Raw genomic sequence first — 25,427 nt, 5'->3', positions numbered from 1 at the left:
GAGAATGTTAAATTGAAATCACTAAATCCTTTTCATTATCTTGCTGGACGAATTTTTATTTGGTTCTGGTTAGTATTACTTAGTGCCGTAATTAGTGCCGTGATGCTATCACGCAGCTTAACTGAGCCAACTGAGATCCGTCGCTTACCCCATAATATTGCAAGTCAATTACAGCATCAGGTAGACCGCTATCAGCAATTAAGCGATAGCAAAGCCTTAATTCGTCAGTTACAACAGCAACAGCCTGATCGCTGGCTAGTGGTTAATACCACTACAAATCACATTAGCAGTGACTCAGCATTACCCGCTGACTTTGATCAAAACTGGTTAACAGAATTATCTCAGCTTGCACGTCCAGGTTGGCTAAAGCACCGTAATATAACCGTCGCGGGGCCTTTTTTATTACAACTTGGTGATGAGTCACTGGCTTTATATCAAAAACGGCAACGCCGAGCTCGGCCTTGGTGGCATATCAATGATGCGCCACAGCATATTGTTTTAATATTTACGCTATTTATCTCTGCCGTCGCCAGCTTTATTTTAGCTATTTCCATTTCGCGGCCGTTGCGTGAGTTATTACAACGCAACTTAGAATTTGCTAACGGTCAGTTGGATGTACGCGTTAAGCACTTAATTAAGCGTAAAGACGAATTAGGCCAGCTTGGGCATAGTTTTAATACTATGGCCGAACGTATTAGTGCTTTATTAACTAATCAGCAGCGCTTATTGCGGGATATTTCTCATGAGTTGCGCTCACCTTTAGCCAGAGCTCAGCTGGCATTAGGTTTAACCGAACGCCAGCAAGATTTACAGCAAATGCCCAGAATAAAACAAGAGCTAGATCGCTTAGATGCCATGCTAGATGAATTACTGACCTACAGTAAATTAGATGCTGGCCAATATCAGTTACAAAAGCATACTTTTGATTTAACTGAATTAATTGCAGAAATCATTGCAGTTAACCAAGTTGAATCCGATGCTAAACAGCAACAAGTGCTACTACAAGCTGAGCCTAATATTGAAGTCGAAGCTGATAGCCAAATGTTAGGCCGTGCCATTGAAAATGTGCTGCGTAATGCTATTAAATATAGCCCAACCGCCAGCACGGTAAGTTGTCAGTTAAAACGGTTAGGTAATGATATTCAATTGCAAATAACCGACCAAGGCCCAGGCATCGAAGCCCATTTACTGACGGCGATATTTGAGCCTTTCTATCGTGTATCAGATAGCCGTACCAGTAACACTGGCGGTACTGGTTTAGGCTTAGCCATTGTCGCTAAAATTATCCGCCAGCATGGCGGTACTGTTTTGGCCAGTAAAATATCTGAAACAGGACTTTGTATCACGATACAGATCCCCGTAAACTAGCGTTCTTCAACAGAAAATGAGCCATAGGTTTGAAACAACAGACATCTTTCCCTGCTTTGCCAGCAATTAAGCCACTAAGTCTGGCTGAACAATTATCACAGCAATGGCTACAACAGGTGCAGCCCTTTTGGCAAAACATGCAAAGTGGCGAGTTAATTAGTCAGGATGGTACCCGCTTATTTTATCAATATCACCACACTGAAAATGCTATCTGTGCCGTAGTGATAAGTGCCGGCAGAATGGAAATGGCCTTAAAATATGCCGAGTTAAGCTACGAGTTAGTACAAGCGGGCTATAGTGTGTTTATTCTCGATCACCGTGGTCAAGGTTTGTCGCAACGCGGTTTAGCTAATCGCTTTAAAGGCGATGTTGTTAACTTTGGGCTATATCAGCAAGATTTTAGCCAATTTATGCAACAAATTGTTCAACCGTGCCAGCATCGTTATCATCTAGCGCTTGGCCACTCTATGGGTTGTGCTATTTTAGCGGGCTATCTACAACAACAACCTAAATCGCCTTTTTCGGCAGCGATTTTTGCAGCGCCTATGTTTGGTATTTATACCAGTTTCATACCGAATAGTATCGCCCAAAATGCCGTGTTGGCCTTACAGAAATTCAATCAATACCTAAGCAAAACGCCTTGGTATGCCCCTGGCCAAAGTGATTACTGTGAAAAGCCTTTTAATAATAACCTACTAACCAGTAGCCAGCCGCGCTATCACTGGCTACAGCAGCGTTTTCAGCAACAAACTGATAGCCAACTAGGCGGAGTGACCACACGTTGGTTACAACAGGCTATCTACGCCATGCAAGACATTCATCAGCAAGCACCTAGTTGGCAAACACCCGTACTTTTATTACAAGCTGCCAGCGATAAAGTGGTGGCGAATAAAGCGCAAAATAATTGGTATCAAGCTCTACCTAGCGGCTTATATCGTAATAAGGTTGTTATTGCAGCAGCACGGCATGAGATATTTATGGAGAACGATCAAATACGGGATCAAGCGTTTGCTGCCATTAATCAATTTTTACAACATTTACCGCTAGATTAGCCGGAGCCTTAGATGCTACATATTGTGTTATTTGAACCTGAAATCCCACCGAATACTGGTAATATTATTCGACTCTGCGCTAACAGTGGTTTTAAGCTACACCTCATAGAGCCGCTGGGCTTCGCTTGGGATGATAAACGGATTAAACGCGCTGGCTTAGATTATCATGAATTTGCCGAGGTACAACGCCACGCTAACTTTGAGCAATTTATGCAACAAGTGCAACCTAAGCGTTTATTTGCTTGCACCACTAAAGGTTACACTCGACATAGCGATGCGCAATATCAAGCTGACGATGCCTTAATATTTGGTCCTGAAACTCGCGGTCTGCCCATGAATGTATTACAACAACTACCTCAGGACCATTGGTTAAAAATTCCCATGATAGCCGATAGCCGCTCAATGAATTTATCTAATGCCGTCGCAGTCTTTGTTTATGAAGCTTGGCGTCAACTGGATTATAGTGGCGCTAAAATCTAACCTATATAAGCATTAAATTGTCATAATGTTAAAGCAACACCTATACTCATTACTGCTTTGATTGATCACAAGGATGTTGACATCATGCTTTATAGGTATGGGTTGGTATGGCTATGTTGCTCAGTTGGTAATGTGGTAGCCGCTGATGATACTAGTACATTTAGCCCAACACTTTACAGTAATCCAATACTGTACAGTCCTAACTTGCTGATACTATTAGCACTAACATTAGCATTAACGCTATTGAGTATTGTGCTAGTTATTTCTTATCGCAAACTGAAACAGCGCTTTAGTAAACTTAAGCTGCAGCATAATCAGCTTTCTAGTTTTTTACATCATTCAACCCAGCTAATCGCAGTGTTAGATCATAATATGCAGCCGCTATTTATTAACTCCCACTTGTTAGCATTAAGCCAACAATCGACTACCCCAACCAATGATTTACAGTTAGCACTGTATGCCGACCAGTTGTCATTACACGCTATGGCTAAGCTCATTCAACAGCGATTAATTGAGCAACCACATTGGCAGGGAGAAGTATGGTTAGGTTGTGGTGCTAAAGAAAAACGCCGAAGTTTATCGGTTGCTATTACTCGCTTAGGCGACACTAAGCCGATTAAATATTTGTTAATTGGTCAAGATACATCTAATGATAATCAGCAGCAGCAATTACTTTTGCAACAACATATTAGAGATCCTGACACCCATTTGCTAACAGCCACTATTTTTAAAGAATATTTAACTTACGCTATGTTAAGTTGCAATGAGCAGCACCCAAAACTGGCTGTTATGGTTATTAAAACTAATTGTATATTGGGTTTTTCAGAGCCTAATTATCAAGCGGGTTTAACCAAGCGATTAATATTACTAGCAGAGCATATTAGTGCCCTATTGCCTAAAGGTGCGATACTAGCCCGGTATAATGATGAAAGTTTAGCCTTACTGATCCCAGGGCATCTGTGCTCTATTAATATTGATATTTACCTAAACCGCTTAGCGCATAATATATTGGGTGTTATAGATCCTAATAGCGTCTTAAGCATTATCGATCAAACTTATATCGGTATCGCTATCTATCCTAATGATGGCGACTCTGCAGCTGCGTTATTAACCAGTGCCGCAGCTGCATTAGTTAGCGCCAGCCAACTCAGCGTGAGTCGTTTTCAGTTTGCTAATAGCTTATTCCAGCAAGATTCTGTAGATTATTTTGGCTTAGAAAGCGAATTAACTAACGCTATAGCTAAACAACAAATTGAAGTCTATTTTCAGCCTAAGCTAAGTATTTCTAATAATAAAGTCGTGGGTTACGAAGCGTTAATCCGTTGGCATTGCCCTAAACGCGGCCTACTCTTGCCGGCTGCATTTATCAATATGGCAGATGAAACAGGCTTAATCGTTAAATTAGATCATATGGTTTTTGCCAAATGCTGTCAGCAATATATTAACTGGCAACAGCACAAGCTAAATCGGGGTCGAATAGCCATAAACATTGCTAGTTTAAGCTTCCAGCAAACTGACTTTGTGGTTAAGTTAGAACAACAATTGGCTCATTTTCAAATTTCTGCTGAGCATTTTGACTTAGAGTTAGATGAAGATATTTTCTTACTAGCCAATACTGCTACAACAGAAACATTGCAACAATTGGTAGCATTAGGCTTCCATTTAACCTTAGATAACTTTGGTGAAGGCTTATCGTCGCTGAAGGTTTTACGCCAATATCCGCTGCACAGCGTAAAAATAGCAAGAAATTACATCGTTAATATGGAACATAACGATCAGCAACGTAATATTACCGCAAGTATTATTCGCCTAGCGTCTTATTTAGAACTGGAAGTGATTGCTATCGGTATCGAGAATGAGATGCAAGCTTATTTGTTGCATGTCATGGGCTGCGATATTTTACAAGGCTATTTATTTAGTAAAGCTTTGCCAGCAAACGAGATCCCTGCGTTACTGGCAACTGAAGATAATCTGATACGTAAACAAGTGAGCTAAAGTTAAGTTAATTGAGATAGTTAAAACAGTTAAGATAACTCATCCCGTTTTTCTCGACCTAATAAATCCAGAGCAGCAAGTTTGGCATCTTTTCCTTGATATAAAACCTGGTAAATTTGCTCTGTTATTGGCATTTCAACTTGATAACGTTGGGCTAAATTAAATACTTCTTTAGCATTACGATAGCCTTCAACAACTTGACCTATGGTGGTCATAGCTTGCTCTACTGCTATACCTTGGCCTAATAATAAACCAAAACGACGGTTTCTGGATTGATTATCAGTACAGGTCAGGACTAAATCACCTAATCCCGCCATACCCATAAAAGTATCTTTTTGCGCGCCCATAGCACAACCCAGACGACTCATTTCAGTCAAACCACGAGTTATTAGCGCCGTACGGGCATTTGCGCCAAAGCCAATACCATCAGCCATACCAGCACCAATCGCAATCACATTCTTTACCGCGCCACCTAATTGCACGCCAATAAAATCTGGATTGGTATAAACCCGAAAGCTTTTAGCGCAATGTAGCAGTGTCGATAACTCTTCAATAAATTTAGTATCAGTAGAAGATAAAGTGATTGCAGTAGGCATACCTGCTGCCATTTCTTTTGCAAAGGTTGGTCCAGAAAATACCGCTAACGCCACCTCATCACCCAAAATATCACGGGCAACATCTTGCAGTAAACGTCCTGTTTCGGGCTCTAAGCCTTTTGTGGCCCAAGCAACGCGAGCGTTAGGCTGCAAAAAAGGTTTTAACTGAGTTAATGTATCGGCAAAGGCATGGCTAGGGACGACCACTAAAATATTTTGGCTACTTGCGACAGTCTCGGCTAAATTAGCACTCAGTTGTAAAGACGCTGGCAGTGCAATATCAGGTAAATAGCGCTGATTACAACGTTGTTCTGCCATTTGCTGCATATCTGCAGCATTGCGTCCCCACAAGCTAATAGTGTTACCGTTTCTGGCTAAGCAAATAGCTAGCGCGGTGCCATAAGAGCCCGCGCCAAGTACTGCTATCGCAGATGCTTTCATATAGTTAAGCGTCTGCTGTAATGCCTTCTGCTTCAGCCTGACGTTTCTGTAAGTACTGAGCATATAAGGCATCAAAGTTAACTGGTGCTAAGTTTAACTGTGGGAAAGTACCACGGTTAACTAAGTTAGATACAGCTTCACGTGCATAAGGGAAAAGCATGTTCGGGCAATAAGAGGCTAGCATATGTGCTAATTGTGCATCTTCAACTTCACCAATTGAAAAAATACCGGCTTGTTGTACTTCACATAAAAATGCTGTTTCGCCTTCAACCGTTGTCGTAACCGTTAATGACAAAATAACTTGGTAGGTATTCTCTTCTAGTTTTTCACTGCGCGTATCTAAATCTAACTTTACTTCAGGCTTCCATTCTTTACGAAAGATCGCTGGTGCGTTTGGCGCTTCAAATGAAATATCTTTAACAAAAATACGCTGTATTGCAAACTGTAAGCCTTGAGCTTGTTGTTCGTTTGCACCATTTACTTGTTGATCAGCCATAATAATTCCTACTATATTTTAGTTTTATAATTAGTTAGTTAATAAGGGTGTCAGGTCACCAGCAGCATCTAAGGCCATTAAATCATCACAGCCACCAACATGTACATCATTGATAAAAATCTGCGGCACGGTAGTACGGCCATTAGCTTTCTCAATCATTTCTGGTCGTTTTTCCGGCTGCTGATCAATGCGTATTTCTGTATAAGCTACCCCTTTACTCTGTAATAACATTGCTGCTTGCATGCAATAAGGGCAATACGCTTTAGTATAGATAACTACTTTTGACATATTTATTTCTTCGCTTTAACTATGGGTAAATTTGCACTCGTCCAACTGCCCATACCACCTTGTAGTACCGACACCTTGGTAAAGCCTTGCTTAGCCAAATTAGCTGCTACTTTTTGTGAGCTGGCACCAGCCTGACATACTACAATAATGGGCGCATCTTTTTTGTTTTCAAGGCCTGCTAACTTTTCAGCTGCAATATCTGCTGCGGTTAAATGTTTAGCTGCCGTGATGTGGCCCTTTGCATAATCAGCTTCGGCACGAATATCAACCACTACTGCATCATGACGATTAACTTGTAAGGTTAACTCAGTAGGTGTGACTTGTGCCACTGAGCTTATACGCTGTTTAACCCAGCTGAAGATTAATAATCCGGCTATAACCAGCCAGGCTAGACTTAACATAGGGTGACTACTAAAAAATTCTATATACTGCTGCATAACCTATTCTGCTTTTACTGATAATAAACAGTGCCGAGTATACCCAGTTTGTAATAATAAAGCAGCAATTTAGCCACGGCAAAGAAGAACAGCACTAGCGAATTATGCAGAATTCGGTAAGATATTAGTTAAATAATTATCGCTAATATTCAAAGTGGAGTTTTCATGGCCAGCAAAAAAAACCTTTAGTACTTTTGATTCTTGATGGCTGGGGCTACCGTGAAGACACCACTAACAATGCGATAGCGCAAGCTAATACGCCAATAATGGATAAATTATGGCAAGATTATCCGCATAGCTTAATTTCAGGTTCAGGTTTAGATGTCGGCTTACCTGACGGCCAAATGGGTAATTCAGAAGTTGGCCATGTCAATTTAGGCTCAGGTCGCGTGGTATATCAAGATTTCACTCGTATTACTAAAGCCATAACTGATGGTGATTTTTTTGCTAACCCACAACTCTGCTCAGCGGTACAAGCTGCAGTTTCTGCTGATAAATCAGTGCATATTATGGGGCTATTATCAGCGGGTGGCGTGCATAGCCATGAAGACCATATTTTAGCCATGATCCAATTAGCCCAACAGCAAGGTGCGACTAAAATCTATGTCCATGCTTTTCTTGATGGTCGTGACACCCCACCGCGTAGTGCTGAAGCTTGTTTAGCTAAAATACAACATTACTTTAGCGAGAACGGCTGTGGCCAAATAGCCTCTATTATTGGCCGTTACTACGCTATGGACCGAGATAACCGCTGGGATCGAGTAGAAAAAGCTTATAATTTAATTACCGCAGGCCAAGCAGATTATACTGCGACTACCGCTCTCGACGGTTTAGCCCAAGCCTACCTACGTGATGAAAATGATGAGTTTGTGCAAGCAACTCGGATTGAAAGTAGCAACGGCGAAGCCATTACACTTCAAGATGGTGATGTTTTAATCTTTATGAACTTCCGTGCCGACCGCGCTCGCCAGATTAGCCGAGCCTTTGTTGATAGCGAATTTACTGATTTTAATCGGCAACATCAGCCAAAGTTAAGCCGCTTTGTTATGTTAACTGAGTACGCTAAAAATATAGATGCACCTTGTGCCTATCCTCCGGTGGCCTTAGATAATGTGTTAGGTGAATGGCTAGCAAAACAGCATAAAACCCAATTACGTATCTCAGAAACAGAAAAATATGCCCATGTCACGTTCTTTTTTAGTGGCGGTCGTGAGACCTTATTTGACGGCGAGCAACGAATTCTCATTCAATCTCCTGACGTTGCAACTTATGATTTACAACCAGAAATGAGCTCAACTGAACTAACCGACAAACTGGTAGAGGCTATTCATAGTGGCGATTTTGATACCATTATTTGTAACTATCCCAATGGTGATATGGTGGGTCATACCGGTGTGCTCTCTGCAGCTATTAAAGCTGTTGAAGCGGTAGACCATTGTATTGGCCGTGTTGTAGCAGCCTTACAGCAAGTGGGGGGTGAATGCCTAATCACAGCTGACCATGGTAATGCTGAACTGATGAGCGATGTTGAATCTGGCCAAGCCCATACTGCTCATACCAATGGCCCAGTACCGCTTATTTATGTCGGCAGACCAGCTACCGTAGTTCATGGCGGTGTGTTAAGTGATATCGCGCCAACGATGTTACATTTAATGCAATTACCTATAGCGCCAGAAATGACCGGCAAAATATTAATGCAAGTAGACTAGATGCGTAAATTAGGCTTTAAAACCTGGCTACAGCAACCCTTATGGTTGCTGTTATTTTGCTGTTTCAGCAGCACTGCACAACAACAGCAACAAGAACTTGCCGAGTTACAGCAGCAAATTCAGTTAACTGAACGCGAAGTTAAACAGCAAAAAAAGCAATTAGATCAAGCAGAGAAAAAGCTGCAACAATCTGATCGTGATCTAGCCCAAGCGTCAATCGAGCTTAATAAAACCGAGCAGCAACGTGATGCTATTGTTCAGCGTCAACAACAATTGCATACCGAACAACAACAATATCAACAGCAATTAACCCAACAAACTGAATTACTGGCAGCACAGGTAAAAAGTGCTCACCAATTAGGTCAGCATGATTACAGCCAAATGCTACTTAATCAACAAGATGCCGCCAAATTAGAACGCGTGCTTACTTATTATCAATATTTTAATCAGGCCCGGCTAAAACAACTCGCCAGCATTAATGCGACTTTAGCCCAATTACAACAAATAGAAGCAGAATTAGTTGAAAAACAACAACAACTCACTGCTAGCTTAAGTAAGTTGCTGCAACAACAGCAACTCTTAAATAGCGCTAAACAAACTCAACAACAAGCAGTCGCACGATTACAAACCACATTACAAAAACAAGGCAAACAGTTAGATTACTTAAAGCAAAATGAAGCCAGCTTACAAGACACCTTGGAAAAATTAGCCCGATTAGCCCAACAAGCTAAAGAATTAAATGGTTTAACTAAACAAAAAGGCCAGTTGAGTTGGCCTATTAAAGGTAACGTATCGCAACAGTTTGGCCAAAGCCGGCAAGGTGGTATGTCATCTCGAGGCATTATCATTCAAACTGTGGAAGGTGCCGCAATTAAAGCGGTTGCCGATGGCCAAGTCATTTACGCCGACTGGTTAAAAGGCTATGGCTGGGTTATTGTGCTGGATCATGGTGCCGGTTTTATGAGTTTATATGGCCATAACCAATCCTTATTAAAACAACCTGGTAGTCGCATTACCGCAGGCGAAACCATTGCTGCTGCCGGTATGAGTGGTGGCCAAGCATCAGCCGGATTATATTTTGAAATTCGCAATAAAGGTGAAGCGGTCAATCCAATTAATTGGCTTAATAAGCAAAAATAACAAAAAAAGCTGTATTCAGTGGTACTTCAATTTATACTTTAGCCAAACTGCTTAGCTTATAGCGATAAACGAGAATAATAATAACGTGCGATGCTTTTTATATATATCAGCGCTGCTGCTAAGCTTTAGTTTGCAAGCAGCAGATACTAAACCTACCATTGCTATTATTATTGATGATATTGGCTACCATAAATCTGATTTTAAACTAATCGACTTACCTTATGCGTTAACCTTTGCCGTTTTACCTTATACCCCTTATGGCCAAAGTTCAGCCCGTTATGCTTTTTCAAAACAAAAAGATGTCATGCTGCATATGCCAATGCAAGCTAGCTACCACAACGCTTCTGAAGAAGCTGGCACTCTGTCTAAAGATATGACTAAGCAACAAGTGCAGCATAGCTTACAAGCCGCCTTAGCCGATATACCCTATGCGATTGGTATCAATAACCATATGGGCAGCTTGTACACTGAATTAGAGCAACATATGGCCTGGACCATGGAGTATTTACAACAACGGCATTTGTTTTTTGTAGATAGCGTTACCACCGCTAAAAGCACCGCTAATAAATATGCAGCAGAATATGGTGTCACCAGTTTAAGCCGGCATGTATTCTTGGATAATGAACAAACAGAGGCTGCGATTGCAAAGCAATTTAGCCAATTACTGCGTATCGCCAAAACTCGCCAGCATGCTATTGCTATCGCCCATCCTTACCCAGAAACCTATAAGTTTTTACGTAAAAATTTACCGCTATTAAAGCAACAGGGTATTCAGTTAGTCGGCATTTCACAATTACTGCCTCAAGAGCACAGTGTCGTAGCCGCCGGATTTACTGCTCCAGCTATATCGGCACCGCAGTAATAACTAAGTCGCGCCTAAAAAACACTCACTAGTAGTGTAATAGACATAGTAACAACTGCACCGCTCAATAATTACCTTGCCGACATTTTCCACAGCCAATAAAAAATGCAGCTATATTAGCTGCATTTTTTTACGATTAAATTTATTGCGATTAAACTAAAAATTTAATCGTTGCACGCCGCTACTAGCACATTGCGGCTTGCAGCTTTTTCATCGCATTTTTTTCAAGCTGACGCACCCGCTCAGCTGACACCGAGTAACGATTGGCCAATTCTTGTAGCGTGAGCTTGTTATTATCTAACCAACGAGCCCGAACAATATCTTGGCTACGCTCATCTAATGTGCGCATCGCTGCTTGTAATTTATCGACCGCAGCAGTATCCGTTTGTTCTTCTTCAACCTGTAGCGCGATATCTGAACTTTTATCTTGTAAAAAATATACCGGAGCAGTAAAAGCTGCATCGTCATCATCATCTGGGGCGTCAAATGGCATATCATAGTTACTTAGTCGCGATTCCATCTCGCGCACTTCATGTTCTGCTACACCCAGAGATTCTGCTACATTTTTTACTTCGTCTTGGCTAAACCAACCCAAATGCTTTTTAGAGCGGCGTAAGTTAAAAAATAATTTACGTTGTGCTTTGGTGGTTGCCACTTTAACTATGCGCCAATTTTTAAGCACATACTCATGAATTTCTGCTTTGATCCAATGCACGGCAAAAGAAACCAGCCTAACACCTACCGCGGGATCAAAACGTTTTACTGCCTTCATCAGGCCAATATTACCTTCTTGGATTAAATCATTAACCGGTAAACCATAACCTGAGTAACTGCGCGCTATATGCACTACGAAGCGTAAATGAGAGATAATTAATTTACGTGCAGCGGCTAAATCACCAGTATCGAATAAACGCTGAGCCAGTTCACGCTCTTCATCTACCGTTAGCATCGCAATTGAACTCACAGCATGGGTATAGGCCTCAAAGCTACTGCTTGCGGCTACCGGAAATGGGATCATTTTTGCTGTATCGTTCATTAAAGTATCCTTTTTTCAATCTGACTAAACCGATATTAGCACTCTTTGACATAGAGTGCTAATTTTAGTTGCAGTTGTTTTAATATTAGATAGCTATAAAAAAGTTATTTATAAGATTTATACGTTATTAAGGGCCTGTTGGTTCAATGCCGCTAATATGACGACGCACCGATAAATAAGAACCGGCAAGACCTAGCGTGATAGCAATTAGCATTAAACCAACAAACTCAGCTAAGCCTAACGACATCAATTGAAACTGACTTTGGTATAGAGAGGTAATACTGCCAATCGCACTTTGCAACCACCACAACATGGCTTCAACAATTAAGAAAGCTAACAAACCACCAAATACGCCATACCAAACGCCACTGTATAAAAAGGGACGCTGAATAAATGCATCGGTAGCACCAACCAGTTTCATTACTTCTATTTCGTCTTTTTTATTCATAATCGATAAGCGGATGGTATTGCCAATAATCAGTAATACTGCACTTAATAATAATAACGCAATCACTAACACGGCTTGGCGTAATAAAGTAACAATAGCATCAAGTCGCGTGAGCCAATCAATATCTAATTTACCTGACTCAACCAACCGCTCATTTTGCAGCCGGCTTAATAGTTGTCTAGCTTGTTCAGCTGCGGTATTTTTCGGTAATATTAACAGTACATCAGGCAGTGGATTGTCAGTTAATAACGATAACGCGCTGCCAAAACCAGACACTTGTGAAAACTCTTTTATGGCCTGTTGCTTAGTAATCCACGTCACTCTGGCGATATCTTTATCGGCTTGCAAAATGTGGACTAAACTGGCTATTTGTTTGTCTGAGCTGTCTTCTTTAATAAACAAGCTGATCTCGGCCGCATCAGTAAAACCATCACTAATCTGTTGCACGTTTTTAACTAGTAAATGTAATGTCGTGGGTAAGGTTAAACTCACGCCTAGCACCGCTATGGTTAATAATGATGCCGAGGGCGTACGCCATAACTCACCTAAGCTAAATAATGCTTGGCGAAAATGATCAATCCAAAACATAATAAAGCGTCGCGCTAAGCCCACCTTTCGAGCCGAAGCACCACTGCTTACGCGACCAGAAAACAACATACTCATATAGGCGCATCCTCAGTATGTAATAAACCGTCGTTAATCATCTTGCCGTGCTTTAAGGTTAAGGTGCGGTATTTTTTTCTAGCGACTAAGCCTAAATCATGGGTTGCCACTAGCACAGACACCCCCACCTGATTAAAGGCTTCAAATACGCGTAAAATTTCTTTAGATAACTCTGGGTCAAGGTTACCTGTTGGCTCATCCGCTAATAATAATGGTGGTTTATTTACCACAGCGCGGGCAATACCGACACGCTGCTGTTCCCCGCCCGATAATGTCTGTGGCAAACAGCGTACTTTATCTAACAAGCCCACTTTATCTAACGCCGCATGCACCCGTTTAACCATATCTTTACCACTAAAACCTTCAATGACTAAAGGCAAAGCAACATTATCAAATACAGTATGATTCATTAATAAACGGTGATTTTGAAAAATAATGCCAATATCACGGCGCACAAACGGTATGTGCGCCCGACGAATACGACTTAAATCAACATCATTAATTAACACTCGCCCTACTGTTGGCCGTTCAATCAAGCTAATGAGTTTTAATAAGGTACTTTTACCGGCACCAGAATGGCCAGTTAAAAAGGCCATTTCGCCTCGCTCTAATTTAAAGCTTACGCGATCCAAAGCGACAAAGCCGCCTTGATAACTTTTACTCACCTGATCAAACTGCAACATATTATAGATCTCGGTTAAATAAGGCTTGGATAAAATCTTTACTATTAAATTCGCGCAGATCATCAAGTCCTTCACCAACACCTATATAGCGTATCGGTATATTAAATTTATCTGCAATAGCAAAAATAACCCCACCTTTAGCTGTGCCGTCCAGTTTGGTTAAACTAATACCCGATAATGGCACTGCTTCATTAAATACTTTGGCTTGGCTAAGGGCATTTTGACCGGTCCCGGCATCTAACGTTAGCATCACTTCATGTGGCGCATTTGGCTCAATTTTTTGTAGTACTCGGACAATTTTCTTTAGCTCTTCCATAAGATGAGTTTTATTTTGTAATCGACCTGCTGTATCAGCAATTAACACATCCACTTTTCGTGCTTTAGCAGCTTGGTAGGCATCAAATATAACCGATGCGCTGTCGGCACCGGTATGTTGGGCAATAACCGGGATATCGTTACGCTGGCCCCATACTTGTAACTGTTCAACTGCTGCGGCACGAAAGGTATCACCTGCAGCCAGCATCACACTTTTGCCTTGTCGTTTATACTGCTGAGCCATTTTACCGATAGTGGTCGTTTTACCAACACCATTAACGCCTATCATTAAAATAACAAAAGGACCGGTAGCACATTTTGGTACTAATGGCTGCTCTACCTCTTGCAGTAATACCGCCATATCTTGCTGCAACTTATCAAATAATAACGTGGCATCTTTTAACGATTTACGATCGGCATGTTGCTCTAATTGCTTAATAAGCTTTTGGGTTGTTTCTACGCCTAAATCCGCCATAAGTAACTGGGTTTCTAGCTCTTCGTATAACTCTTCATCAATTTTACGACCAGTAAATAAACCGGCTAAACCTGCGCCTAAATTTTGACTGGTTTTTGCTAACCCTTGTTTTAAACGGGCAAAGAAACCGACTTTTTTAACCGCAGCCGGTTGGACAGTGTCAACTGTTTCTGCTGACGCTTCGCTTGCTGCTTCCTGCTGATGTTCAGCTGTCTCAGTCGGGACTGGCGGCACTGTCGACATTTGTGGTGAAGCATCTGGGCTTATTTCAGCGCTATCATCAACCGCTGGCACTAGCTGGGGACTAACTGGCTCAAACGTTTCAGCTTGAGCTGCGGCTAAGTTCTGCTGATTGAATTGCTCAGGGTCTGCATTATCAACAACAGTTTTTGCCTCTGCAACTTCTGACAATCGCTGTTCAGGCTGAACCGCTGGTATATTCTGTTGATTAAATTGTTCAGGATCTGAATCAACAGTGACAACCTTATCAATTTCAGCTGCAGACACTATCTGCTCAGATTTTACATCAGCAACAATATCATCAGCTACTTTATCAATAGCGTCAGCTTCAACAGTATTTTTATGCTGTTGTTCAGGTTGGGTATTATCTTCTGGCGCTACTGTTTCAGTTGCACCGGAGTCAGTTGATTTGTTTTTGCCAAGGCCAAGCCAGGAAAATAGTTTATTTTTTTTGCTCATAAGCTCAAGTGTATACAGTTAAAAACTAAGGTAAACTTACCCACTATACTAACACCTTTGCGATAAAGGCAAAACGGAATCGATGAAACAAGTAAAAGCTAAGCGACAATTAAAAAATACTAGCTCGCCAACGAAGCAACAAGGCGCAATAAGCAAAGCTCCAGGTGATGTTAGAGTGATCAGTGGTCAATGGCGTGGACGTAAACTGCCGGTTTTTAATGCTGAAGGATTAAGACCCACACCGGATCGAGTTAAAGAAACGTTATTTAACTGGTTAATGCAGCATATTGATGGCGCACTGGTATTAGATTGCTTTGCCGGCAGTGGTAGTTTAGCCATTGAAGCTTTATCGCGACATGCTCAATTTGCCCGTTTAATTGAACGCGATGCTAAGTTAGCGGCTCACTTAAAACAAAATTTACAGCGCTTAAATTGTGCAAATGCTGAAGTAATTAATCAGGATTGTTTAAGTGTCTTAGCCCAAGCTGCTAATAAACACTATGACGTGGTATTTATTGACCCACCATTTCATAAAGACTTAGCCATGGCTTGCTGCCAAGCATTAGAGAATAATGGCTGGCTAACGGCTAATGCCTTTATTTATTTAGAGGTTGAGAAGGAATTAAACGTTAATTTAATTCCTAAAAATTGGCTGTTAATCAAACAACAACAAGCAGGACAGCTGGCATATCGTTTATACCAGCGGCAGAATAATTAATTAGGCTCAGCTAACTCCATGCCTAGATTGGTTAAACCTTGCTCCTTAACCCAAGCTTGTAAAATCTGACGTTGTTCACGGTCAAAGCGCTGCATCGGTTGAACTAACGCAATTAACTCGGCTAAGCACTCCATTTCATATTGCATCAGTGGATGCTCACGTACCACTTTTTTTAGTTCGGCTTCGCTAATAATATCTAGATCAGCTGTTTCATACTCTATTAAACGCGCCACTGTAGCTTGAGATATTTTAGCGACATCTATAAATTCGGTACCATCTTGCAAGCCAATACCGTTAAGCATAATGTCTAAGGCCGTTAACGTATCCACTGCAGGGTAAACGCCAAAGATATCAAAGTTATTCGTTTCAGGCGTAATTAACTCCAAATCACCAGCTAACTTTTCAAAGTTAATCTTGGCTTTTTTAACCGTTAACCATTCCCAGATTAAAGTTAAAATATGCCGAGGTAAAACGGCATCACCAGTTTTGGTTACTTCAGCAAACAGCTGATAATTAGGTAGCATACGCTCCAGTAAAGTAGCCGCAACAGCGGCTTGCTGAAAATAGCTTAGCTCACGCATAGCTTGAAAATTATTGGCTTTGGGTTTCATTTTCATCCTGAGAAAAGCAAGTGACGAGTATTAACTCGTAACTTGTAGTTGTTTTTGCGCATATTCAAATTTCAGCTTAAATTCCATTATCCGCTCTTCCATATCATGTACCACTATTTGTTGCTGTTCTTGCTGTTGTTGTAGCTCCATCCGCAAGTTACGGATCATTTCTCTGCTACCATCCGCCTCAGACTGTTGCTTTTGCTCTGCAGCATATTGTCTATTCTGCGCATGCTCTAGCTGGGCTTCTAACTTTTGCTGCCGCGATTGTTGGCTTTGCTGTTGTTCTACAATATCAACATAGCGCGCTTGCAATTGGGTTAACTCAGAGCCTAAATTTGTTGAGGCCTCTGTTGCTTGTTGCTGCAGGGCTAAAGCCTGATCTAATTGTTGCTTAAGTTCAGTATTATCATCGGTTAAGCTTTGCAGTGACTCATGTTGCTGCTGAACTTTCTGCTGCTGCAATTCGACGGTTTTACTCCGATCTTGCAACTGCTGTTGTAGCTTAGCAATAGTTTGCAACTTATCTTGCTGAGCTTGTCCTTGATCGGCGATAAATTGTTTAGCTTCAGACAGTTCAGCTTCTAGCTGCGCTAGCTGTTTTTGCTGCTGTTGAAGTTGCTGCTGGCTTGATTCTAGTTCAATTACGTGCTGATGCTTCAACTGATGGAGTTGCTCATTATGTTTATGAATCAACTGATCAATTCTTTCATCATGTTGCTGATGTAACTGCTCTGCCTGCTTATCAAGCTGTTGCTGTAACTGTTGTTCTAACTGGGCGCTATCTTGATCAAACCGAGCCTGTAACTCTTGTTGCGCTGTGAGTTGATTTTGTTGCTGTGTTTGCTGTAATTTCAACTCTGTTTTAGCTTGCTGTAAGGCGAGCTTTAAATCATGCGCCACGACTTTTGCTTGGTCTGACTCAGTTTGTACGTCACTAAGTTGCTGTTGCAAATTATGTAATTGCTCTGCTTGCTGAGCAGACTGATTATCATGACTTTCAGCCTGACTTTGTTGCAGCTCAGCAATTTTCTGTTCTAGTTTTTGTTGTTGTTGTATCTGCTGCTCTTGCTGTTGTTGCTGCTGTTGCTGTAAATCTTGATATTGCTCTTGTTCAGAAACCAGCTGGCGCATAGTAGCCGTTAATTCCGATTCCACTTCATTTAACCGGCTTGTTAATTGCTGTTTAGCTTGCTGTAATTCTGTAGTAGCTACATCATTATCCGTTGTTTTTGGCCCAGCTTGCTGTACTTGTTGTAATAGCTGCTTAGTTTGTTGCCATTCTTTAAACAGCTTCTGATAAGCCTGCTCTTGTTCATTTAAGCGCTTTTGCCACTGATTTTCAGTTTCTGCTAATACGTCAGTTGCAAACTGCTGTATGGATTGTTGTTGTATCTCTAGCAGCTGGCTAGAGAAATCATCAATACTTGCTTGCAGACTTTGCTGCGCAGCTTGGGATAGCTCACCAATACGTTGCGAATTTTTATTATTATTATTTTGTTTCACTGCAGTCATCATCAGCTCTCGTTTTAATTAGGCTATAACAATACATCGTTATTGTTAATAGCTGCTTTACCATTAAACTGGCTACAATTAGCGACGTCTTATCTATTACTCTGGCATCATCGTGCTGTGCTTTAGTGTAATATGACTTATCTCTGATAGCTAACGCTAATAATACATTTCATTAGCATATATATTAATACAATTTAAAACAATAACTTAGCTTGCATCTGGCTAAATTAAACAATTATACTCTAGCATTGAATAAACAATTTTTCTTGTTTAAGGTCCAGTTCATCATGCATCACGTAGTATATTAGGTGCCAGATGCTTTATTTGACCGGCGTGACTTAGATTAACCATTGAAGGACATTATTATGCTAAACATAAATCGTAAACGTATTACTGCTCTGTTTAGTGTGGCAATACTGTTGTCACTTGCTGCGTGTTCATCAGGTCCGCAAGTTCGCTCAGACTCTGTTAGCAATACTAATTTTAGTGGGTATAAAACCTTTGGTTTTGTTGAGCAGCTTGCTACCGACAAAGCGGGATACACCACTATTGTTACCCAAAACTTTAAATCTGCGATTAGCAACGAAATGAATCGTGCTGGTTATCAATTTAGTGCAAGCAACCCAGATTTATTAGTAAATTTTAATTCAAATATCGAAAATCGTACTGAGGTACGCTCAACGCCAAGCGCTAGCTTTAGCTATGGCTACTATAATTACCGTCGCGGCATTTACGCTGGTTTTCCGCGATATACCACAGACGTGGATACGGTAAATTATAAAGTAGGTACGGTAAATATCGATATTGTAGATGCAAATAAAAAGCAACTAATTTGGGAAGGCGTTGCTGAAGGTACATTAAAAAAATCTGACCTACATCACCCTAAACAAGCGGTGAATAAAGTTGTTAACTTAATTATGCAGCAATATCCAACTTACCCACAATCGGTGCAGTAAGTTAGATCTCTTAGCTAGAATACATTGCTAACGCTACTCAGACTGTGCCGCTATCTGCTGTTTTATGGCGCTACAGTCTGCAGTGATATCTTGTTGCTGAATAGCCAAAGTGAGTTCTCCCACTTTAATACCAAATTTTTTTAATTTACTGCGATTAATCACATTTTCGCTATCGATTAAATACATCCAATCTTTAACGTCAACATCTAAGGTATCGCCCTTGTAAGGCACCCGCAGCGTATATTGCCAAAATAGACTATTACCAGCCAATTGGCCTTTAGCCACACCGACAACATCGCCCGCGGTACCCGTAACACTTCCATCATTATCTTGAGTTAAATGCCAATGCCGAGTATCGGTGCGACCATCACTAAATTGAAACACCTCATATAAGTCACCGAAGTTGCCTTGCCAACTACCACATAACTGAGCAGTAAAACGTTGGGTTTGTTTCCCTTTCCAATCATGCATTACGCCCCAGGCTGTTAATTCACCCTGAAAAAATTTATCTAGCTTTAACACCGGCTGTTCTCGACTATAATCAGTCACCGACTGGCTACAAGCAGCTAAAGTTAAGGTGCAACAAAGTATCAGTACCTTATTCATTTGCATTCCTTTTAATGAATGAGCTTACCATTATAAAATTTAGATAACGCTAATACGCAGCCGAATTTACTTTAGCTCAACTTTTAAAAATTAAGTATTAGCAGATGTTTTCATTTAAGTCAGCTTACTCATCTTTAAGATAAATGGCTTTAATTAGACATTTACACTCAGTCACTGTACAACAACGGGCTGTTAATGGAGGTTATTGCCACTATGGTTACTGATGTCAATTCTGCTGCTAAAACAACACTGGCGCCTGATGCGCAACCGTTTAGTTTATTGATAGAACACTTTTATCAGTATGGCTGGGTATTGCTGGCCAATTTTCTCAGTCCAAGTTTAAATAGCGCTTTATTACATGAAGCCCAGCACAAAGCTCAGCTTACACCTGCAGGAATAGGCCGTAGTAATGGCCATCAAATGAATCAACACATTCGACGTGATGCTACCCAGTGGTTTGACGGCGAAAGTGCTGCACAACAAGCATATCTACAGTTAATGACAGAATTACAACAAACCCTTAATCGGCAATGCTTTTTAGGCTTGTTTGATTTTGAATGCCACTTTGCTCGTTATCAACACGGCGATTTTTATAAAAAGCATTTAGATGCCTTTAAAGGTCGCACTAATCGAGTATTAACTACCGTTAGTTATCTTAATACCGTAGCAAAAGGTGGCCAGTTAGCTTTATATGATGAGCATGATCAGCTGATTAAAACCATTATTCCAACGGCGGGCAGTTTACTATTATTTGAAAGTGAGCGTTTTCCGCATGAAGTACTACCCGCACAAGATCCCCGTTTTAGCATCGCTGGTTGGTTTCGTAACAATGCCAATGTTAATGGTGTGCTTGATCCGGCAAGTTAATTGATTTAGCTAAACAAAAACTTAACTTGGCATTATTTTCTTCCCAAAGTAACCCGCAGCGCTTATTATAGCGCTGATGCGTACATTACTTAGCTATATAGTCATAATCTGTTTGGCACTATCCAGTTTATCTGGATCGGTGGCTTATGCTAATAGTGCATCACCTAGCATGCATACAGAGCAACAGAAGCAGCTACCTCCTGAGTTAACTCAGTTGCATTACAGTTTGCACTCTGAGGCGAATACAGCTTGCCATACTATGCAGCAAGTTATACAGCAAGCTGAGCATTCAACTATGCAACACGCTTTGCAATCAACCAGTAGTTTACCTGTTAGCGAAACGCATGATTGCTGCCTTGCCGATACTGCTTGTGAGGAAATGCCTTGCGATAAAGGCTGTTGTGCAAGCCATTGTATGGTCGCTAGTGCGTTACTGAACACTAATTTATTTAATTATATTCCGGCAGCAACTGTCAGTAACGAATATATCGTTGCCTTACCTAATTGGTTATTTTTTAAAGACCCACCACCGCCGATAATTGCCTGATTTACTCTAAACCATTTTGCTAGTTCTGCTAGCCGTTTTCAGTATTAATCAGGATCATTTATATGCGTATCAGCATCATACTTACTGCTCTTTTAGTAGCAGCTTCATTTCATGTATCTGCCCAGCAAACTGGCGTTAAGCCGTCGGTTCTCAACCCTGCCACCTTACAACAACCGGCGGCCACTATATTTGCCTGTCCCATGCATCCGCATATCCAGCAGCATGAAGCGGGAACCTGCCCCATTTGCGGCATGAATCTAGTGGAAAAAGCCATTGCTAACAATAACGGCGCTAGCAGTGGCCCAAGTGTAAATGTTTCAGGCCAAATGCAGCAAGCACTGGGTATTCGCACTGAACCAGCTACAAAACGTACCTTATGGCGCTTTATTGAGACCTTTGGCCAAGTGCAATACGCTGAAGATGCTATTCACCATAGTCATATCCGCGCTGAAGGCTGGATTGAACAATTATATGTGCGCAGTTTAGGCCAACGCGTTAAAGCGGGTGATAAGCTATTTAGTTATTACGCCCCCGACTTATTAGTCGCTCAAGACGATTTCTTACAGGCTTTGTCGGTTATTGAGCGCGGCAATAGTAGTGGCACCAGCTTATTACAACGCGCAGAAACCCGGTTACGCTTATTAGGCTTAACCGAGCAACAAATTACCGAGCTAAAGCAAACCCGAAAAAGTTTATATCAAATAACCGTTTATGCTCACCAAGATGGGGTAGTAACCAAATTAAATGTACGTGATGGTATGTTTATTAATCCTAGTGATACTTTAATGGAAATCACTAATATCCAACAAGTATGGTTAGTTGCCGACGTAGCTGAAAGCCAACAAAATTGGCTTCGCTTAGGTATGGCAGCCGAGTTTGATATCCCTTCCCAGCAGCGTAGCGGTATCGAAACCTCGGTAGCGTTTATATACCCTGAAATAAATGCCATAAGTCGCACCAGCCAGGTGCGGCTGCCAATAGATAATAAACAATTACAACTGCAACCGAATATGGTTTTGCCCGTGCGGCTATATGGTGGTGCCTTACGCGATGTGTTAACGGTTCCAAAGCAAGCCGTGATGCTATCAGCAACTGGCAGCCGCGTTATTGTTCAATCCGAGCAGCAATTTAGCATTCGCCCAGTCGAAGTCGGCCACAGTGCACAACAGTTCGTGGAAATACGTAGCGGTTTAGCGGCTGGTGAAACGGTGGTTACTTCTGGTCAGTTTTTATTAGATGCCGAAGCCAGTTTAAGCCAGCTACCAGTTTCTACACCGGCCACAACGGAGCAACATCAGCATGATTAAGTTTATTATTCGCTGGTCGCTAAATAATCCAATCTTAATTTTACTCTGTAGTTTGGCCTTAGTGCTATTTGGCTGGCAGGCAGGCCAACAAATAAAACTGGATGCCTTGCCGGATTTATCTGATGTCCAAGTTATTATCAAAACCAGTTATCCTGGGCAAACACCCGAGTTAATAGAGCAACAAGTTAGCTACCCGCTATCAACAGCGTTATTAGCTGTGCCTAAAGCCAAAGCCGTGCGCAGTTTCTCTATGGCCGGCGACAGTTATCTGTATGTTATTTTTGCCGATGGCACCGATCCGTATTGGGCGCGCTCTCGGGTATTAGAATACTTACAAACAGTTACGCTACCTCAAGGTGCCACTGCGACATTAGGCCCCGATGCCAGCGGAGTTGGCTGGGTATTTCAATATGCGTTAGTGGATCGCAGCGGCCAACATTCCTTAGAGCAACTGACCAGCTTACAAAAATTTTATTTAAGCCCTGAGCTACAAAGTGTCGATGGCGTATCTGAAGTAGCCAGTATTGGCGGGATGGATAAAACCTACCAATTAGAATTACAGCCTCGTTTAATGCGGGCTTATCAACTCACCCTTGCTGATGTAATTAATGCCATTAAAAACCATAACCAGCAAGTCGGCGGCGGCATTATTGAAGTTGCAGAAACCGAGTTGTTAGTGCAAAGCAATGGCTATATTCAATCAAGTAACGATTTAGCGCAAATACCAGTAGGTAAGCGTAATCATGCTGATTACGCGCTAACCTTAGCTGATATTGGTACGGTGCAAGAAGTGCCTGCAGCTCGGCGCGGTATTGCAGAATTAAATGGTGAAGGGGAAGTCGTCGCAGGCATTATTGTTATGCGACATGGCGAAAATGCCCTGCAAACAATAGATGCCGTAAAACAAAAGTTACAACAATTAAAAACTGGCTTACCTAGTGGGGTTGAGGTCGTTACCGTTTATGACCGCTCTGAACTGATTAAGGCTACTGTAAGTAATCTTAGTGAGAAACTGCTAGAAGAAATGGCTGTGGTTGCCATTATTTGTGTGGTGTTTTTATTGCACTTTCGCTCAGCCTTAGTCGCAGTGATTAGCTTACCCTTAGCGCTATTAAGCAGTGTATTGTTAATGAACCTGCTCAATATAAATGCTAACGTGATGAGCTTAGGCGGCATTGCTATCGCTATCGGCGCCTTGGTGGATGCAGCTATTGTTATGGTAGAGCATGCCCATAAAGAGCTAGAGCATGCTAAAGCAAAACAAGCAGCTAATACTGCCCTACCCCCTAACGTGTATCGGCAAGTTATTACCTCGGCCTGTACTGATGTTGGCCCAGCCTTGTTTTTCTCGTTACTGGTTATCACCGTAAGCTTTATGCCCGTGTTCTTTTTAGAAGCTCAAGAAGGCCGTTTATTTGCACCTTTAGCGTTTACCAAAACTTTCTCTATGGCGGCAGCGGCTATCTTAGCTATTACGCTGATCCCTGTACTGATGCTGTATTTATTACGCGGCAAAATACCCACCGAGCAACAAAATCCAATTAATCGCGGGCTTATTGCCTTATACCGCCCAGTGTTGAAGTTATGTTTACGTTTCCCCAAAACATTAGTGTTAGTGTCTATTATTGCTTTTGGCAGCAGCTTAGTGCCGTGGCAAAACTTATCCAGTGAATTTATGCCTAGCTTTGCCGAAGGTGATTTACTGTATATGCCCACCACTCTGCCCGGCCTTAGCCCAGCAACAGCGGCAAAATTACTACAACAAACCGATCGCTTAATTAAAACCGTACCCGAGGTCGCTGTGGTGCTAGGTAAAAGTGGCCGTGCCAATACCGCGACCGACCCTGCCCCATTAACCATGTTTGAAACCAGTATTCGCTTAAAGCCGCAATCAGAGTGGCGAGAAGGCATAACCATAGATGATATTATTGCCCAGCTCGACGCTGCTGTGCAGGTACCCGGTCTAACCAACGCTTGGTTACCGCCGATTAAAACTCGTATCGATATGTTATCGACCGGCATTCGCACGCCAATTGGCGTTAGAGTAACAGGGCCAGACTTAACCAGCATTCAAGATGTCGCGACCCAATTAGAGCATAAAATAAAAGGCTTAAGCGGTAGTCGCTCCGTGTATGCCGAGCGAGCACAACGTGGCTTATATTTAAATATAGAACCGAATATAAGCCAGCTGGGACGTTATGGTATTACCTTAACTGAACTGCAAGACTATGTCCGCTTTGCCATTGGTGGCGCACCTATAGCGACCAGTATTCAAGGCCGCGAAAGTTATGATATTAGTTTGCGCTTCCCCAGAAGCCAGCGCAGCGACCCAGAACAAATACGTAAGTTGCCGTTACAAAGTAAAGATGGTGCTTATGTATTATTAGAGCAAGTGGCTAAGGTTGAATTAATTAATGGTCCGGTGATGATTACCGCCGAAAATGCCCGCTTAACCAATTGGATCTATATCGATTTAACTAAAGAAACCACTATCGGTGAGTATTTAGCGCAGTTAGAGCAGCTTATCGACAACAGTACTTTTCCGGCCCAAATCAGCGTCAGTATTGGTGGTCAATACGAATATATGCAGCGAGTACAACAACGCTTGCAACAACTAGTACCATTAACCTTGCTGATTATTATGATGTTGTTGTACCTGACCTTTCGTAATCTAAGTGATGTCATATTAGTATTATTCAGTTTACCTTTCGCTTTAAGCGGCAGCTTATGGTTATTGTACTTATTAGACTATCAATTATCGGTTGCTGTAGCGGTAGGCTTAATTGCGCTAAGTGGTGTTGCTGCTGAGTTTGCTGTTGTTATGTTGCTGTATTTAAAGCGGGCTATAACAGAGCTTAAACCGACTAACGAGCAGCAATTATGGCAAGCCATTATGCAAGGCGCAGTACAAAGAGTACGGCCTAAAGCGATGACTGTATTAACGATTATTGTCAGCTTGTTGCCCATTATGTTGGGCTCGGGTGCGGGTAATGAAGTGATGCAGCGCATTGCTGCGCCTATGTTAGGCGGCATGATAGCGGCGCCATTAATCTCTATGTTACTGCTACCAGTACTGTATTTTTTACTCCACCGTAGAGAATATAAGACAAACTAGAG

The 25,427-nt window shown here is 41.7% G+C and carries 23 protein-coding genes and 1 pseudogene; 13 read left to right on the top strand and 11 right to left on the bottom strand.

The genetic code is table 11. From position 1 onward, the window contains the following. The first annotated feature begins 12 nt into the window (after nucleotides 1-12). The 4 genes from BI198_RS04855 to BI198_RS04840 all read left to right on the top strand — a co-directional run bounded on the left by BI198_RS04855 (nucleotide 13) and on the right by BI198_RS04840 (nucleotide 4,895). Complete coding sequence (locus BI198_RS04855; RefSeq protein WP_070048539.1) at nucleotides 13-1,368, top strand: ATP-binding protein; 1,356 nt, start codon at nucleotides 13-15, stop codon at nucleotides 1,366-1,368. 29 nt (nucleotides 1,369-1,397) lie between these two features. After that, entirely contained in the window at nucleotides 1,398-2,420 is a 1,023-nt protein-coding gene (locus BI198_RS04850; RefSeq protein ID WP_070048538.1) for an alpha/beta fold hydrolase, read from the top strand. A gap of 12 nt (nucleotides 2,421-2,432) precedes the next feature. Next, a complete protein-coding gene (trmL, locus tag BI198_RS04845; protein WP_070048537.1) occupies nucleotides 2,433-2,900 on the top strand; it encodes a tRNA (uridine(34)/cytosine(34)/5-carboxymethylaminomethyluridine(34)-2'-O)-methyltransferase TrmL in 468 nt (155 codons plus the stop codon). A gap of 252 nt (nucleotides 2,901-3,152) precedes the next feature. Beyond that, nucleotides 3,153-4,895: a GGDEF domain-containing phosphodiesterase gene (locus BI198_RS04840; protein WP_235605371.1), complete on the top strand. Its 1,743-nt coding sequence runs from the start codon at nucleotides 3,153-3,155 to the stop codon at nucleotides 4,893-4,895. Nucleotides 4,896-4,924: 29 nt separating this feature from the next. Here BI198_RS04840 and gpsA read toward each other — a convergent pair whose 3' ends face one another. From gpsA to BI198_RS04820, 4 genes are read right to left on the bottom strand one after another with little or no spacing between them, the layout of a single operon-like run. Next, nucleotides 4,925-5,932, bottom strand: coding sequence for an NAD(P)H-dependent glycerol-3-phosphate dehydrogenase (gene gpsA, locus BI198_RS04835; RefSeq protein ID WP_070048535.1), 1,008 nt, complete (start codon nucleotides 5,930-5,932; stop codon nucleotides 4,925-4,927). 4 nt (nucleotides 5,933-5,936) lie between these two features. Further along, nucleotides 5,937-6,428: a protein-export chaperone SecB gene (secB, locus tag BI198_RS04830; protein WP_070048534.1), complete on the bottom strand. Its 492-nt coding sequence runs from the start codon at nucleotides 6,426-6,428 to the stop codon at nucleotides 5,937-5,939. A 30-nt stretch (nucleotides 6,429-6,458) separates the two neighbouring features. Then, nucleotides 6,459-6,716 (bottom strand): glutaredoxin 3, encoded by a 258-nt coding sequence (grxC, locus tag BI198_RS04825; RefSeq protein WP_070048533.1) that lies wholly within the window; start codon nucleotides 6,714-6,716, stop codon nucleotides 6,459-6,461. Nucleotides 6,717-6,718: 2 nt separating this feature from the next. After that, a complete protein-coding gene (locus tag BI198_RS04820; RefSeq protein ID WP_070048532.1) occupies nucleotides 6,719-7,153 on the bottom strand; it encodes a rhodanese-like domain-containing protein in 435 nt (144 codons plus the stop codon). A gap of 179 nt (nucleotides 7,154-7,332) precedes the next feature. Here BI198_RS04820 and gpmM point away from each other — a divergent pair. The 3 genes and pseudogenes from gpmM to BI198_RS04805 form a co-directional block, all read left to right on the top strand. After that, a pseudogene (gpmM, locus tag BI198_RS04815) lies at nucleotides 7,333-8,862 on the top strand (2,3-bisphosphoglycerate-independent phosphoglycerate mutase); the annotation flags it as partial. Then, on the top strand, nucleotides 8,863-10,002 hold the full coding sequence (locus tag BI198_RS04810) for a murein hydrolase activator EnvC family protein (RefSeq protein WP_070048530.1): 1,140 nt from the start codon (nucleotides 8,863-8,865) through the stop codon (nucleotides 10,000-10,002). It begins immediately after the preceding pseudogene. Nucleotides 10,003-10,132: 130 nt separating this feature from the next. Beyond that, nucleotides 10,133-10,864, top strand: coding sequence for a divergent polysaccharide deacetylase family protein (locus tag BI198_RS04805; protein ID WP_235605249.1), 732 nt, complete (start codon nucleotides 10,133-10,135; stop codon nucleotides 10,862-10,864). A 184-nt stretch (nucleotides 10,865-11,048) separates the two neighbouring features. On the opposite strand, the gene rpoH is transcribed toward BI198_RS04805, so the two are convergent. The 4 genes from rpoH to ftsY form a co-directional block, all read right to left on the bottom strand. Then, nucleotides 11,049-11,900 carry an RNA polymerase sigma factor RpoH gene (gene rpoH / locus BI198_RS04800; RefSeq protein ID WP_070048528.1) on the bottom strand — a complete coding sequence of 284 codons (852 nt, stop codon included), beginning with the start codon at nucleotides 11,898-11,900 and terminating at the stop codon, nucleotides 11,049-11,051. Between the two features lie 127 nt (nucleotides 11,901-12,027). Further along, on the bottom strand, nucleotides 12,028-13,011 hold the full coding sequence (gene ftsX / locus BI198_RS04795) for a permease-like cell division protein FtsX (protein WP_070048527.1): 984 nt from the start codon (nucleotides 13,009-13,011) through the stop codon (nucleotides 12,028-12,030). Beyond that, nucleotides 13,008-13,694, bottom strand: coding sequence for a cell division ATP-binding protein FtsE (ftsE, locus tag BI198_RS04790; RefSeq protein ID WP_070048526.1), 687 nt, complete (start codon nucleotides 13,692-13,694; stop codon nucleotides 13,008-13,010). Before ftsE ends, ftsX begins: the two co-directional genes overlap by 4 nt. A gap of 1 nt (nucleotide 13,695) precedes the next feature. Next, nucleotides 13,696-14,727, bottom strand: a complete 1,032-nt coding sequence (gene ftsY / locus BI198_RS04785) for a signal recognition particle-docking protein FtsY (protein WP_235605370.1) — start codon at nucleotides 14,725-14,727, stop codon at nucleotides 13,696-13,698. 538 nt (nucleotides 14,728-15,265) lie between these two features. Here ftsY and rsmD point away from each other — a divergent pair. After that, on the top strand, nucleotides 15,266-15,901 hold the full coding sequence (gene rsmD, locus BI198_RS04780) for a 16S rRNA (guanine(966)-N(2))-methyltransferase RsmD (protein ID WP_070048524.1): 636 nt from the start codon (nucleotides 15,266-15,268) through the stop codon (nucleotides 15,899-15,901). Here rsmD and BI198_RS04775 read toward each other — a convergent pair. Beyond that, nucleotides 15,898-16,512, bottom strand: coding sequence for a YjaG family protein (locus BI198_RS04775; protein WP_070048523.1), 615 nt, complete (start codon nucleotides 16,510-16,512; stop codon nucleotides 15,898-15,900). The genes rsmD and BI198_RS04775 overlap by 4 nt on opposite strands. A gap of 30 nt (nucleotides 16,513-16,542) precedes the next feature. After that, nucleotides 16,543-18,030, bottom strand: a complete 1,488-nt coding sequence (locus BI198_RS04770; protein WP_141728843.1) for a coiled-coil domain-containing protein — start codon at nucleotides 18,028-18,030, stop codon at nucleotides 16,543-16,545. A gap of 362 nt (nucleotides 18,031-18,392) precedes the next feature. On the opposite strand from BI198_RS04770, the gene BI198_RS04765 reads away from it, so the two are divergent. Then, nucleotides 18,393-18,983: a DUF4136 domain-containing protein gene (locus tag BI198_RS04765; protein WP_070048521.1), complete on the top strand. Its 591-nt coding sequence runs from the start codon at nucleotides 18,393-18,395 to the stop codon at nucleotides 18,981-18,983. 33 nt (nucleotides 18,984-19,016) lie between these two features. Here BI198_RS04765 and BI198_RS04760 read toward each other — a convergent pair whose 3' ends face one another. Then, nucleotides 19,017-19,589, bottom strand: coding sequence for a DUF3833 domain-containing protein (locus BI198_RS04760; RefSeq protein WP_070048520.1), 573 nt, complete (start codon nucleotides 19,587-19,589; stop codon nucleotides 19,017-19,019). A 195-nt stretch (nucleotides 19,590-19,784) separates the two neighbouring features. Here BI198_RS04760 and BI198_RS04755 point away from each other — a divergent pair, with 195 nt between their 5' ends. From BI198_RS04755 to BI198_RS04740, 4 genes are all read left to right on the top strand, one after another. After that, nucleotides 19,785-20,456 (top strand): 2OG-Fe(II) oxygenase, encoded by a 672-nt coding sequence (locus BI198_RS04755; protein ID WP_235605248.1) that lies wholly within the window; start codon nucleotides 19,785-19,787, stop codon nucleotides 20,454-20,456. A gap of 76 nt (nucleotides 20,457-20,532) precedes the next feature. Continuing rightward, a complete protein-coding gene (locus tag BI198_RS04750) occupies nucleotides 20,533-21,003 on the top strand; it encodes a hypothetical protein (protein WP_141728842.1) in 471 nt (156 codons plus the stop codon). A gap of 62 nt (nucleotides 21,004-21,065) precedes the next feature. Then, nucleotides 21,066-22,310 (top strand): efflux RND transporter periplasmic adaptor subunit, encoded by a 1,245-nt coding sequence (locus tag BI198_RS04745; protein WP_083256557.1) that lies wholly within the window; start codon nucleotides 21,066-21,068, stop codon nucleotides 22,308-22,310. Then, on the top strand, nucleotides 22,303-25,425 hold the full coding sequence (locus tag BI198_RS04740) for an efflux RND transporter permease subunit (RefSeq protein WP_070048518.1): 3,123 nt from the start codon (nucleotides 22,303-22,305) through the stop codon (nucleotides 25,423-25,425). The genes BI198_RS04745 and BI198_RS04740 overlap by 8 nt, the downstream gene beginning before the upstream one ends. The last annotated feature ends 2 nt before the right edge of the window (nucleotides 25,426-25,427 follow it).

Origin of the sequence: Rheinheimera salexigens, assembly GCF_001752395.1 — a bacterium.
In the GTDB taxonomy this organism is placed as follows: domain Bacteria; phylum Pseudomonadota; class Gammaproteobacteria; order Enterobacterales; family Alteromonadaceae; genus Alishewanella; species Alishewanella salexigens.
This window is presented reverse-complemented; position numbering and strand designations above follow the sequence as displayed.

Coding starts and splice junctions, on each gene's coding strand:
- grxC (WP_070048533.1), bottom strand. CDS start 6,716: ATGTCAAAAGTAGTTATCTATACTAAAGCGTATTGCCCTTATTGCATG.
- BI198_RS04745 (WP_083256557.1), top strand. CDS start 21,066: ATGCGTATCAGCATCATACTTACTGCTCTTTTAGTAGCAGCTTCATTT.
- ftsX (WP_070048527.1), bottom strand. CDS start 13,011: ATGAGTATGTTGTTTTCTGGTCGCGTAAGCAGTGGTGCTTCGGCTCGA.
- secB (WP_070048534.1), bottom strand. CDS start 6,428: ATGGCTGATCAACAAGTAAATGGTGCAAACGAACAACAAGCTCAAGGC.
- trmL (WP_070048537.1), top strand. CDS start 2,433: ATGCTACATATTGTGTTATTTGAACCTGAAATCCCACCGAATACTGGT.
- BI198_RS04755 (WP_235605248.1), top strand. CDS start 19,785: ATGGAGGTTATTGCCACTATGGTTACTGATGTCAATTCTGCTGCTAAA.
- ftsY (WP_235605370.1), bottom strand. CDS start 14,727: ATGTCGACAGTGCCGCCAGTCCCGACTGAGACAGCTGAACATCAGCAG.
- ftsE (WP_070048526.1), bottom strand. CDS start 13,694: ATGTTGCAGTTTGATCAGGTGAGTAAAAGTTATCAAGGCGGCTTTGTC.
- BI198_RS04740 (WP_070048518.1), top strand. CDS start 22,303: ATGATTAAGTTTATTATTCGCTGGTCGCTAAATAATCCAATCTTAATT.
- BI198_RS04810 (WP_070048530.1), top strand. CDS start 8,863: ATGCGTAAATTAGGCTTTAAAACCTGGCTACAGCAACCCTTATGGTTG.
- BI198_RS04760 (WP_070048520.1), bottom strand. CDS start 19,589: ATGAATAAGGTACTGATACTTTGTTGCACCTTAACTTTAGCTGCTTGT.
- gpsA (WP_070048535.1), bottom strand. CDS start 5,932: ATGAAAGCATCTGCGATAGCAGTACTTGGCGCGGGCTCTTATGGCACC.
- BI198_RS04765 (WP_070048521.1), top strand. CDS start 18,393: ATGCTAAACATAAATCGTAAACGTATTACTGCTCTGTTTAGTGTGGCA.
- BI198_RS04770 (WP_141728843.1), bottom strand. CDS start 18,030: ATGATGACTGCAGTGAAACAAAATAATAATAATAAAAATTCGCAACGT.
- rpoH (WP_070048528.1), bottom strand. CDS start 11,900: ATGAACGATACAGCAAAAATGATCCCATTTCCGGTAGCCGCAAGCAGT.
- rsmD (WP_070048524.1), top strand. CDS start 15,266: ATGAAACAAGTAAAAGCTAAGCGACAATTAAAAAATACTAGCTCGCCA.
- BI198_RS04750 (WP_141728842.1), top strand. CDS start 20,533: ATGCGTACATTACTTAGCTATATAGTCATAATCTGTTTGGCACTATCC.
- BI198_RS04775 (WP_070048523.1), bottom strand. CDS start 16,512: ATGAAACCCAAAGCCAATAATTTTCAAGCTATGCGTGAGCTAAGCTAT.
- BI198_RS04820 (WP_070048532.1), bottom strand. CDS start 7,153: ATGCAGCAGTATATAGAATTTTTTAGTAGTCACCCTATGTTAAGTCTA.